This is a genomic window from Pseudorhodoferax aquiterrae (assembly GCF_014652235.1).
In the GTDB taxonomy this organism is placed as follows: domain Bacteria; phylum Pseudomonadota; class Gammaproteobacteria; order Burkholderiales; family Burkholderiaceae_C; genus Pseudorhodoferax; species Pseudorhodoferax aquiterrae.
This window is the reverse complement of record NZ_BMYK01000023.1, coordinates 32687-44413: the sequence shown is the minus strand read 5'-3', so window position 1 is coordinate 44413 and position 11727 is coordinate 32687. Positions and strand designations below refer to the sequence as shown.

The following is an 11727-nucleotide window of genomic DNA, read 5'->3' as shown; positions in this document are numbered from 1 at the left end:
CCATGCAACACATCACCGATGCCATGGTCGACGCCGCCGTCACGGCGCAGGATGCACAGCAATGCCTGCGGGACGCCTTCCGCGCCTTCGGCGATGCACAGGCCGCCATGCAGCAGCGCATCCGCACCGAAGCCGGCGGCCTGAAGCTGTCCACGCTGGGGGCGGTGATCCCCGGCCAGCAGGTGGCCGGGGCCAAGGTCTACACCACGATCGCAGGGCGGTTCTCGTTCGTGATCCTGCTGTTCTCTGCCGAGGATGGGCGGCCGCTGGCCTCGTTCGACGCGGCAGCGATCACGCGCTTGCGCACGGCCGCCTGCTCGGTCATCGCGGCTGGCCACCTGGCCCGGCCCGATGCCCGCACCTTGGCCTTGTTCGGGGCGGGGGTGCAAGGACGCGCGCACCTAGCGCAGTTCGCAACGGCCTATGCGCTGGACGAGATCCGCGTGTGCAGCCGCCACGTGACGCCGCAGCAGGCGGACGCCTGGGCGCGCGGCTGCGGTGTGCCGTTGCGCCTGTGCACGGCAGCCGAGGCGGTGGACGGCGCCGACCTCGTGGTCACGGCGTCGCGCGCGCAGCAGGCCCTGTTTGCGGGCGAGGCGCTGGCCGAGGGCGCCTTCGTCGCGGCCGTCGGCTCCAGCCTGCCGCACACGCGCGAGCTGGACGATGCCGCGCTGCGGCGGGCGGCGCTGGTGGCGGTCGAGTGGCGGCCGCAGTCGCTGCGCGAGGCGGGCGATCTGGTGCTTGCCGCCCCCGATGCGCTGCCGGACGCGAAGATCGTGGAGCTCGGCGCACTGGTCAGCGGCCGGTCGCGTGGGCGCACGCATGCGCGCCAGATCATGGTCTACAAGTCGGTCGGCGTGGGCCTGGAAGACGTGGCGCTGGCGGGCCTGGCCTGGCGTCGGCTGCAGGGTGGCTGATGGGCCACCCGGCGCTCAAGGTTCCATCTGCGCGGCGTTGTACACGTGGCGGGTGGCGAGCAGCGCGGCGAGCTCCGCGTCGCCCTTGATCACAGCGCGCAGGATGGCGGCGTGCTCTTCCCAATTCTGCTTGCCGCGCGTGCGGTTGATGGGGGCGAACACCAGCGCCGTGCGGTCGCGCAGCGAGCGCATGATGTCCTGCAGCACCGAGTTGGCCGCGCTGTTGGACAGCGCGTCGTGGAAGCGCTGGTTCATCCGCATGGTGGTGGCCACGTCGTCGCTCTCGGCCAGGCGCGTGCCTTCTTCGAGGATGCGTTCGAGCTCGGCGATCTGGGCCGGGTCGTGGCGCTTGGCGGCCAGTTTGGAGTTGAGCCCCTCCAGCGTGGCACGCACTTCCACCAGTTCGCGCATCTGCTGCGGGCTGAAGCTCGTCACCGAGGCGCCGCGGCGTGGCTCGATCGTCACCAGGCCCTCGGCGGCCAGCTGCCGCAGGGCTTCGCGCACAGGCATGCGGGACACGCCCAGTTCCTCGGACAGGCGGCCTTCGACCAGGCGCTCGCCTGGCGGCACCTGGCCGCCCAGGATGCGGCCGCGCAAGGCATCGACGACCAGCTGGGTCAGCGGCGAATGGCTGGCCCCTAAGGTCCCTGGCAAGGTGGTGGACGCGTCCATCGGCGTGTGTCTCGGGTGAATCTGGCGTCCGGGAGCAGGCTGCTCCGGCAAATGGCGATTCTATTTCAGCCCCCGGGATACAAAATGCTGCAGCGGCTTCAGTGCGAGGCGCCGAACTCCCTGGCCACCCAATCGTCCAGCAGCGCCTTTTCGAAGCGCAGTGGGTCGCCGCTGTAGCGGGGCGGCCGCATCAGGAAGGTGGCGTCACGCAGTTGCCGGCTGCCGGCCTGCAGCACGCGGCCATCGGCCGCCAGGCGCTGGAAGTCCAGGTCGATGCGCGGCGGGTAGACGTCGCGCACCACGCGCAGGTCGCTCGCCTGCGGGCCGCGCCAGGGCTCGAAGCCGCCGGCGCGCTGGACGTCGGTGATGCGCACCTCGAGCTTCTCGTCCCGGGGCAGCACGGCCGCCGCCTTCTCGGCCAGATGGCGGGCCAAGGCACTGAGCCAGGCCTCGCGCGCGGCCGGCGTGTCGCGGTGGTTCTCGCGCGTGTCGCTGAACCGGGCCGGGTCGCTCCAGCTCACGCTGACGGCGCCGGGCGGTGCGCCCGTGGGGCGCGGCGTGGCACAGGCCGCGAGCATGGCGGTGGCGAGCAGCAGCGCCCAGCGCGATGGCATGGCGGGCATGGCAGATCCTTTCATTCGATGGCCGCGTAGACCAGGTGCCGGAACAGGTTGCGAAAGAAGATGCGCTGGTTCGGCGTCTGCGCCAGCAGCACCGCGAACACATCCTCGGCCGGATCGACGAAGAAGAAGGTGCCGCCGATGCCGCTCCAGAAGTACATGCCCGGCGAGCCGGGCTGGGCCACCAGGCCGGGCGCCGTGCGCACGGCCACGCCCAGGCCGAAGCCATGGCCGGGCGCGAGCAGCTCGCCGGCCACGGGAATGCTGCCCAGGTGGTCGGCCACCATCCACTCGATGGTCTTGCGCGCGACCAGGCGCTCGCCCCCTGCGCCCTCCACGCGGCCCTGGTTGCGCAGCAGCTGCACGAAGCGCAGGTAGTCGGCCGCTGTGGACACGAGGCCGCCGCCGCCCGATTCGAAGGCCGGCGCGCGCCGCGCATCCAGCATCACCACGTTCTGGCCGGTCTCGGGGCACAGGGCGAAGGGCTCGGCGATGCGGTGCTGCTGTGCGGGCGGCACGCTGAAGCCCGTGTCCACCATGCCCAGCGGGCCGAGGATCAGGCGCTGCAGCAGCGTGCCCAGCGGCTCGCCGGCCACCACCTCCAGCAGCGCGCCCAGCACGTCGGTGGCGCGGCTGTATTGCCAGCAGCTGCCGGGCTGGGCGCTGTAGGGCAGGCGCGCCAGCGCATCGCATAAGCCCGCGTTGGTCCGGCCGGTATCGGCCAGGCCGGCGGCCTGGTACTGGCGCTGCACCGCGCTGTTGCCGAGGAATTCGTAGGTGAAGCCGGCCGTGTGGCGCAGCAGGTCGTGCACCGTGGGCGGGCGCAGCGCGCGCTCCAGCACCAGCGCACCGTCGCGCTCCACGCCCACCGGCGTCTCGGCGAACTGGGGCAGCCAGCGCGTGATCGGGTCGGCCAGCGAGAGCCGGCCCTGCTCGGCCAGCATCAGCGCCGCCAGCGACACGATGGGCTTGGTCATCGAGTAGATGCGGAAGATCGCATCGGCCGGCATGGCCTGCTGGCCCGCAGGGTCCAGCCGCCCGAGTGCGGCCTGGTGGGCGACCTGGCCGCCCTGGCCCACCAGCACCACGGCGCCGGGCAGCAGGCCGGCATCGACGTGCTGCTGGAGCACCTGGTTCAGCTGGGTCAGGGCGGGGGCATTCAGACGGGCCATGGCAGGTTCCTGGAAGTGGTACGCAGGGTCATTGCGCTGGGGTGGGGTGGCTTTGGGTCTGAAAATTCTGTGATTACCATCATTTTGGTCACAGATGACCCGCTGCTGCGGTGCGCAATCGAAGGGCCAGTGTCCTCTAAAGTCATGGCACGCCGCAGTCTGCGGCCCGATTCCAGCATTCCCCTGACGATCCGGACTCCGAAAGGCCCGCCATGACCGCACGCACCACCTACCACCGCCTCCAGGTCGCGACCAACCTGGCCCGCTTCATCGAAGACAGGGTGCTGCCCGGCACCGGCATCGCGCCCGACGCGTTCTGGAAAGGCTTCGACGCCATCGTCGGCGACCTGGCGCCCAAGAACATCGCGCTGCTGGCCGAGCGCGACCGCCTGCAGGCCGAACTCGACGCCTGGCACCGGGCCCACCCCGGCCCGATCGCCGACATGCCGGCCTACCGCGCCTTCCTCGAGAAGATCGGCTACCTGGTGCCCGTGCCTGCCAAGGTGCAGGCCACCACGGCCAACGTCGACGCCGAACTGGCGACCCAGGCCGGCCCGCAGCTCGTGGTGCCGATCCTGAACGCGCGCTATGCGCTCAACGCGGCCAACGCGCGCTGGGGCTCGCTGTACGACGCGCTGTACGGCACCGACGCGATCTCCGAGGACGACGGCGCCGAGAAGGCCGGCGGCTACAACCCCGTGCGCGGCGCCAAAGTCATCGCGTTCGCGCGCAAGTTCCTGGACGAGGCCGCGCCGCTGGCCAGCGGCGCGCACAAGGATGCGACCGGCTACCGCGTCGAAGGCGGCAAGCTCGTGGTGCAGACCGGCGCCGGCACGACCGGCCTGAAGGACGCCGCGCAGTTCATCGGCTACCAGGGCGATGCCGCTGCGCCTTCGTCGGTGCTGCTGAAGCACCACGGCATCCACATCGACATCCGCATCGACCGCAGCACGCCCATTGGCCAGAGCGACGCGGCCGGCGTGAGCGACGTGGTACTGGAAGCCGCGCTGTCCACCATCCTGGACCTGGAGGATTCGGTCGCCGTGGTCGATGCCGACGACAAGGTCGTGGCCTACGGCAACTGGCTGGGCATCCTGCAAGGCACGCTGACGGAGGAGGTCGCCAAGGGCGGCAAGACCTTCACGCGCGGCCTGAACCCGGACCGCCAGTACACGGGCGCCAACGGCCAACCCGTCACGCTGCACGGCCGCTCGCTGATGTTCGTGCGCAACGTCGGCCACCTGATGACCAACCCGGCCGTGCTCTACACGGCGGCCGACGGCAGCACCAAGGAGATCCCGGAAGGCATCCTGGACGCGGTCGTCACGACCACCATCGCGCTGCACGACCTGAAGCCCCGTGCCGGCCAGACCGTGCGCAACTCGCGCACCGGCTCGGTCTACATCGTCAAGCCCAAGATGCACGGCCCGGCCGAGGTGGCCTTCGCGAGCGAACTGTTCGGCCGCGTCGAGCAGCTGCTGGGCCTGGCCGACAGCACGGTCAAGCTGGGCATCATGGACGAGGAGCGCCGCACCAGCGTGAACCTGGCCGCCTGCATCGCCGCGGCCGCCAGCCGCGTGGCCTTCATCAACACCGGCTTCCTGGACCGCACGGGCGACGAGATGCACACGGCCATGTACGCCGGCCCCATGCTGCGAAAGGGCGCGATGAAGACCACGCCCTGGATCACCTCGTACGAGAAGAACAACGTGCTGGTCGGCCTGGCCGCCGGCCTGCGCGGCAAGGCCCAGATCGGCAAGGGCATGTGGGCCATGCCCGACCTGATGGCCGACATGCTGGTGCAGAAGATCGGCCACCCCAAGGCCGGCGCCAACACCGCCTGGGTGCCCAGCCCCACGGCCGCGACGCTGCATGCGCTGCACTACCACCAGGTCAGCGTGGCGGACGTGCAGAAGGAACTCGAGAAGACCGACGTGGCGGCCGAGCGCGACGCCATCCTGAACGGCCTCTTGACCGTGCCCGTCGCCACCGACACCAGCTGGTCGGATGCGGACAAGCAGCAGGAGCTCGACAACAACGCCCAGGGCATCCTGGGCTACGTGGTGCGCTGGATCGACCAGGGCGTGGGCTGCTCCAAGGTGCCCGACATCCACAACGTCGGCCTCATGGAAGACCGCGCCACGCTGCGCATCAGCAGCCAGCACATGGCCAACTGGCTGCAGCACGGCGTGGTGACCGAAGCCCAGGTGCGCGAGACCTTCACGCGCATGGCGGCCGTGGTCGACAAGCAGAACGCCGGCGACCCGCTGTACAAGAGCCTGGTGGCCAACCCGCAGGGTGCGGCGTTCCAGGCCGCGCTGGACCTGGTGTTCAAGGGCAAGGAGCAGCCGAGCGGCTACACCGAGCCGCTGCTGCATGCGTGGCGGCTGAAGGTCAAGGCCGGCGCGTGATGCGCCAACACGGCCGGGCTGCGCGCGACCCGGCCGCCCGCGCGCCTCAGTAGCCCCGCGCGCGCGACACCTGTCCCGACACCGGGCGGCCCGCCAGCCAGTCCTCGATCTTGCGGGCGATCTGCGCCACGGTCTCGCGCCGTCCGGTCTGCGCCGCCACGTGCGGCGTCACGGTGACGCGCGGATGGCGCCAGAAGGGATGGTCCGGTGGCAGCGGCTCGGTGCGGAACACGTCCAGCACCGCGCTCTCCACCTGGCCCGCGTCCAGCAGGGCCAGCAGATCCTCTTCCACCAGGTGCTCGCCGCGCCCGACGTTGACCACGTGCGCCGGCGCCAGCAGCTGGCCCATCGTCTGCGCGCGGAGGATGCCCGAGGTCTCCTCGGTGAGCGGCAGGATGTTGACCAGGATGCGGCTGCGCGCGAGGAAGGCCGGCAAGCCGTCCGCGCCGGCGAAGACCTGGACCCCGTCCACCGGCTGGCCGCTGCGCGACCAGCCCGCCACGTCGTAGTCGAGCTGGGCCAGCACGGCCGCGATCCGCCGGCCGATGGCGCCCAGGCCCAGCACCCCGACCGGAAACGCGCGTCGGTCGCGCGCGGTCAGCTGTTGCCAGCGCCCCTGCGTCTGTTGCCCGGCATAGCGCCCGAACTGCCGCACGATGCCCGCCACCGCGTGCACCACGTACTCGGCGATCTGCGCCGACATGCCGGCGTCCTCGATGCGGTAGAGCGCCACCGACGGCGGCAAGGCCGGGTTGCGCAGCAGCGCGTCCACGCCCGCGCCCAGGTTGAACAGCGCGCGCAGTTGCGGCTCGCGCGCGTACAGCGCGTCCGGCGGCTGGAAGACGATGGCGAGTTCGGCGCCCTGTGCTGGCAGGCCCGCGTGCCATGGCACGAGCTCGGCGTGGGGCAGGGCGGCCTGGAAATCGGCCACGTAGTCCGCCGTGTGGAGCGGGTGGGTGCTGCAGAACAGGATCTTCATCACGGTGTCGGCTGCAGGCCCGGGGGCCTGGCGGTACGGGGAGGCGGGAAAAGTGGTGGTGGGCCGGCAAGGTTCAGAACACCTTGCCGGGATTCATCAAGTGGTTCGGGTCGAGCGCCTGCTTGATCCGCATCAGCAGGTCGGCCTCGATCGCGTGCGCGTGGCGCCGCGGCGCGTCCAGGTCCTGTGCTGCGACGGCGCTGCCGCCGTGTTCGGTGGCCAGCGCGTGCAGCGCCTCGCCAAGCGCCTGCAGCGCCGTGTCGTCCACGGCGGCGCGGGTGGCATCGGGCGCCAGCAGAGCGCAGTGCAGGCTGCCGTCGCCCAGGTGCCCGAAGCAGAGCAGCCGCACGTCGGGCGCCTGGCGCTGCAGCACCGCGCCGGCTTGCGCGACGAACGCGGACAGCCTGGACAGCGGCAGCCAGACGTCGTGCCGGTGCGTGCGGCCGGCCCGCAGCTGAGCCTCGGCGATGCCCTGCCGCAGCCGCCAGAAGTCCTGCACCTTAGCCGGTGTCGACCCGAACGCGACCTCGCCGAGCGCACCTGCGGCCGACGCCTCGGCCAGCACGGCCTGCAACGGTCCGGCCAGCGGGCCGGCGCAAGTGCCGCTGCATGCGATCAGCGCCTGGAAGGCATGCCGCCCCGCCAGTGGAGCGCGCGTGCCGGGGACCTGCGCCAGCACCAGGGCCACGGCCTCGCCGGACATCAGCTCGAACGCCGCGGGACAGCCGCCGCAGCGCGCGCGCAGCGCGTCCTGCAGCGCGACGAGGGCATCCAGCTGCGCGGCGCCCACCCAGGCCGTCGCAACGGCGGCGGGCCGGGGCTGCAGGCGCAGCGTGGCCGCGGTGATGACGCCCAGCGCGCCTTCGGAGCCGATCAGCAGTTGCCGCAGGTCGAGGCCGCCGTGGTCCTGGTGCCGCCTGTCCAGGCCGTTCCACACGCGCCCGTCGGGCAGCACCACCTCCAGGCCGAGCGTGAGCGCGCGCATGCCGGTGGCGCCGCCGGCATTGGTGGCCAGATTGCCGCCGATGGTGCAGCGGGCTTCGGAACCCAGGCGCAGCGCAAACGAGCGCCCGGCGTCCTGCGCGGCCTGCTGCACGCGCGCCAGCGTCACACCGGCGTCGGCCAACAGGGTCAGGTTCACCGGGTCGACGCCACGGATGCGGTCCATGCGCCCGGTGTGCAGGACGATCTGCGCACCGCTGGCGTCGGGTGTCGCGCCGCCGCGCAGGCCGGTGTTGCCGCCCTGGGTGACCACGGGCGTGTGCGTCTCGTGGCACACCCGCATGACGGCGGAGGTCTGTGCGGTGTCGGCCGGTCGCACGACGAGCGCGGCCCGGCCCTGCCACCGGCCCTGCCAGTCGCGCAGGTAGGGCGCCTGGGCCAGGGCGTCGTGCACCAGCCCGGCGTCGCCCACGATGGCGTGCAGCCGCCTATGCAGCTCGGCATGCGGCGCGGCGGGCCGGGCAGGTGCATCGTGCGCGGGATTCATCGCGCAGGCCCGCCGGGGAAGGCCAGGTGCATGCTCACCAGCCCAGCTGGATGCGGCCCAGCGCCATCGCCGCGGCGGCCTGCGTGGGCTCGACCACCGGCAGGCCGCAGGCCTCGGCCAGCGGCGTGCGGAACGTGGCCATGCCGGCGCAGCCCATCACCAGCACATGGGCGCCGCGCTCGTCCCGCAGGCGCCGGCCGGCGTCGACCATGGCCGCCAGCGTGGCCTCGCGGTCGGCCAGTGCGGACACGCCGCGTCCGATGGCGATCTCGCCGGCGCAACGCTGTGCGATGCCCATGGCGCCCCAGGCGCGCAGGTGGCGCGGGATGGAGCCCGGCAGGATCGCGATCACGCCGAAGTGGTGGCCCAGGGTCAAGGCCGTCAGCACCGCCGATTCGCTGATGCCCAGGACCGGGACCGCGACGCGCTCGCGCAGTTGCGCCACGCCGGGATCGCTGAAGCAGGCCACCACGAAGCCGGCGGCGTCGGCCTGGTGGCGCGCGGCGAACGCGTTGACGGCCAGCGCGGCCTCGTCCACATGGGCCTGCGTTTCCACACCGGGCGGGCCGGATGGGAGTGTCACGCACCGGATGTCGGGCCCGCCGGCGTGTCGCAGCGGGTCCACCGCGGCATCGAGCTGCGCGGTCACGCTGGTGTTGCTGTTGGGATTGATGACGTAGAGGGTGCGGGGCATGGGGCGGGCGGTCGGCAAGGCGTGCAAAAAGTCTAGGCCGCCCGGCGGGGCATGGCACTTGCTAAGTTGTGGGTCGTCCTTAACGTTCTGTTATCCGCTTGGCCTGCGGCCGGGCCGGCACGCCATGTCCCTCAACCTGCGCCAGATCGAAGTTTTCCGTGCCGTGATGATCACGGGCTCCATCACCGGCGCGTCGGAGTTGCTGTGCGTGTCGCAGCCCGCGGTCAGCCGGCTGCTCTCGCACACGGAAAGCCGCGTCGGCTTCCCGCTGTTCGAGCGCATCAAGGGGCGGCTGTATCCCACGCCCGAGGCCAAGAAGCTGATCCGCGAAGTGGAGCTGGTCTACGCGGGCGTGGGCCGCGTCAACGAACTGGCGCGGGAGCTGCGCGAGAACAGCGACGGCATCCTCAACCTGGTGTCCAGCCCCAGCGTCGGGCAGATGATCATTCCGCAGGCCGTGATGCGCTTTCGCCTGCGCCATCCGAATGTCAAGGTCACCTTCCAGTACCTCGGGCCGGTGCCGCTGGTGGAGCGCGTGCTCAACCACCAGGCGGACCTCGCGGTGACGCTGCGCCCGGTGGAGCATCCCAACCTGCTCGCCATGCCGCTGGGTTCGGCGCGGCTGGTCTGCGTGTGCCCATACGACCACCCGCTCGCGCGCCTGGCCACGCTGGCGGTGGAGGACCTCGTTCCCTGGCCGCTGGTCTCCTACGAACGCAGCACCTACTTCGGCCGGCTGGTGGCCCAGCTGTTCGAGGCCGCGGGCCAGCCGGTGCGCGCGGCGGTGGAGGTGGGTTCGCCGCAGAACGCCTATGCCATGGTGCAGGCGGGGGCCGGCATCGCGCTGGTCGACGAGTTCTCGGTGCGCAGCTGGACCAACCACCGCCTGGTGGTGCGGCCGGTGCATGGCACGCCGCTGGTCCATGCGACGCTGCTGCACCTGCGTTTCGAACCGCTGTCGCAGATCGCGCAGTCCTTCATCACCGATCTGCGCGCCTTGATGCACGGCAATGGACCATCCGTGCCCCGGCAAGGTGCGCAGATGCACCAGGACGTCGCTGCTTAACCGCAGGTTATGCCTTTCGCACGAATCGGCAGGCGACAGCGCGGCGCGCGCTCGAAATAATTTCTTCCAACGCGTCGTCCTGCCGCTGCGCCACAGGCGCTCCGGCAGCCCGATGCGGCCCCGTGTGGATGCGGTCGACGACCGCGCCCGCACCTGTCCCAGCCCGTCCTTCGTCCCAGCGCCCGCACCATGACCGCTCCCTTCGACCTCACCATCCGTGGCGGCAGGATCTGCAACGCCTCCGGCTGCACCGACGGCGACATCGGCATCGTCGACGGGCGCATCGCGGCCATCGGGCCCGACCTTGCGCCGGGCCGGGAAGACGTGGATGCCCGCGGCCGCTGGGTGCTGCCCGGCGGCATCGACAGCCACTGCCACATCGAGCAGCTCTCGGGCATGGGCCTGATGTGCGCCGACGACTTTTACTCGGGCACGGTGTCCGCGGCCTTCGGCGGCACGACCACCATCCTGTCGTTCGCCGCCCAGCACCGCAAGGACAGCATCCCCCAGGTGCTGGCCGACTACGCGCGCCGGGCCGCCGAAAAGGCCGTCATCGACTACGGCTTCCACCTGATCCTCACGCGCCCCGACGCGGAGGCGCTGTCCGTGCACCTGCCGCAGGCCATCCGCGACGGCATCACCTCGCTCAAGGTCTACATGACCTACGACCTGCTCAAGCTCGACGACCACGCGCTGCTGGACGTGATGGCGACGGCCGGCCGCGAGGGGGCCATGGTGATGGTGCACGCCGAAAACCACGACATGATCCGCTGGATCGCGCAGCGCCTGCTGGACCGCGGCCACACGGCGCCCAAGTTCCACGGCGTCGCGCACGACCCGCTGGCCGAGGCCGAGGCCACCTACCGCGCGGTGCAGCTGTCGCGCCTGGTGGACGTGCCCATCCTGATCGTGCACGTGGCGGGCGCGGAGACCGTGGAGGTGCTGCGCCAGGCCCGCCGCCTGGGCGCCCAGGTGCATGCCGAGAGCTGCCCGCAGTACCTGTTCCTGGAAGCCTCCAACATCGACCTGCCGGGGGTGGAAGGCGCCAAGTTCTGCTGCAGCCCGCCGCCGCGTGACAAGGCCTCGCAGGAGGCGGTCTGGGCTGGCCTGCTGGACGGCACCCTGGGCGTGTATTCGTCCGACCACTCGCCGTTTCGCTTCGACGCGTCGGGCAAGCTGCCCCGGGGCGAATCGACCACCTTCAAGGAGATGGCCAACGGCGTGCCGGGCATCGAGCTGCGCATGCCGCTGCTGTTCTCCGAAGGCGTCATGAAGGGCCGCATGGGCATCGAGCAGTTCGTGGCGCTGACCGCCACCAACCATGCCCACATGTACGGTCTGGCGCCGCGCAAGGGCGCCATCGCGGTCGGCGCCGATGCGGACATCGCCATCTGGAATCCCGCGCGCGTCGTGGACGTGACGGCCGCGCTGCTGCACGACAACGTCGGCTACACGCCCTACGAAGGCATGCGCCTGACCGGCTGGCCGGAAGACGTGTTCAGCCGCGGTCGCAGCGTGGTCCGCGCGGGCGAACTGCGCGCCGCGCGCGGTTCGGGCCAGTTCCTGCGCCGCGGCCCTTCACGCCCGCTGGGTGCCGCGCCCGCACGCTCGCCCGGCCGCGGCGCGTTCAGCGCCCTGCTCGGACTGGACGCGCCGCATGCCGCCGCCGCCTGACCCCTCTCCCCGCACTGCACGTCCATCCCAACC

At 71.5% G+C, this 11727-nt stretch carries 10 protein-coding genes; 4 read left to right on the top strand and 6 right to left on the bottom strand.

What is annotated here, in order from left to right; genetic code table 11:
* Positions 1-2: 2 nt before the first annotated feature.
* Entirely contained in the window at positions 3-917 is a 915-nt protein-coding gene (locus tag IE209_RS25675) for an ornithine cyclodeaminase family protein (protein WP_189689722.1), read from the top strand.
* Positions 918-932: 15 nt separating this feature from the next.
* Here the strand turns inward: IE209_RS25675 and IE209_RS25670 are convergent, their stop codons facing one another.
* From IE209_RS25670 to IE209_RS25660, 3 genes are all read right to left on the bottom strand, one after another.
* Positions 933-1589 (bottom strand): GntR family transcriptional regulator, encoded by a 657-nt coding sequence (locus IE209_RS25670; RefSeq protein ID WP_189689721.1) that lies wholly within the window; start codon positions 1587-1589, stop codon positions 933-935.
* A gap of 98 nt (positions 1590-1687) precedes the next feature.
* Positions 1688-2212 (bottom strand): DUF3016 domain-containing protein, encoded by a 525-nt coding sequence (locus tag IE209_RS25665; RefSeq protein ID WP_373305431.1) that lies wholly within the window; start codon positions 2210-2212, stop codon positions 1688-1690.
* A gap of 11 nt (positions 2213-2223) precedes the next feature.
* Positions 2224-3381: a serine hydrolase domain-containing protein gene (locus tag IE209_RS25660; RefSeq protein ID WP_189689719.1), complete on the bottom strand. Its 1158-nt coding sequence runs from the start codon at positions 3379-3381 to the stop codon at positions 2224-2226.
* Between the two features lie 212 nt (positions 3382-3593).
* Here IE209_RS25660 and IE209_RS25655 point away from each other — a divergent pair, with 212 nt between their 5' ends.
* Complete coding sequence (locus IE209_RS25655; protein WP_189689718.1) at positions 3594-5792, top strand: malate synthase G; 2199 nt, start codon at positions 3594-3596, stop codon at positions 5790-5792.
* Positions 5793-5838: 46 nt separating this feature from the next.
* Here IE209_RS25655 and IE209_RS25650 read toward each other — a convergent pair whose 3' ends face one another.
* From IE209_RS25650 to IE209_RS25640, 3 genes are all read right to left on the bottom strand, one after another.
* A complete protein-coding gene (locus IE209_RS25650; RefSeq protein ID WP_189689717.1) occupies positions 5839-6771 on the bottom strand; it encodes a 2-hydroxyacid dehydrogenase in 933 nt (310 codons plus the stop codon).
* 73 nt (positions 6772-6844) lie between these two features.
* Positions 6845-8260, bottom strand: a complete 1416-nt coding sequence (locus tag IE209_RS25645) for an FAD-binding oxidoreductase (protein ID WP_189689716.1) — start codon at positions 8258-8260, stop codon at positions 6845-6847.
* A gap of 34 nt (positions 8261-8294) precedes the next feature.
* Positions 8295-8954: an aspartate/glutamate racemase family protein gene (locus IE209_RS25640; protein ID WP_189689715.1), complete on the bottom strand. Its 660-nt coding sequence runs from the start codon at positions 8952-8954 to the stop codon at positions 8295-8297.
* A gap of 124 nt (positions 8955-9078) precedes the next feature.
* On the opposite strand from IE209_RS25640, the gene IE209_RS25635 reads away from it, so the two are divergent.
* The gene (locus tag IE209_RS25635) at positions 9079-10020 is read left to right on the top strand and encodes a LysR family transcriptional regulator (RefSeq protein ID WP_189689714.1); all 942 of its coding nucleotides are present in this window, start codon (positions 9079-9081) and stop codon (positions 10018-10020) included.
* Positions 10021-10209: 189 nt separating this feature from the next.
* A complete protein-coding gene (hydA, locus tag IE209_RS25630) occupies positions 10210-11694 on the top strand; it encodes a dihydropyrimidinase (RefSeq protein WP_189689713.1) in 1485 nt (494 codons plus the stop codon).
* The last annotated feature ends 33 nt before the right edge of the window (positions 11695-11727 follow it).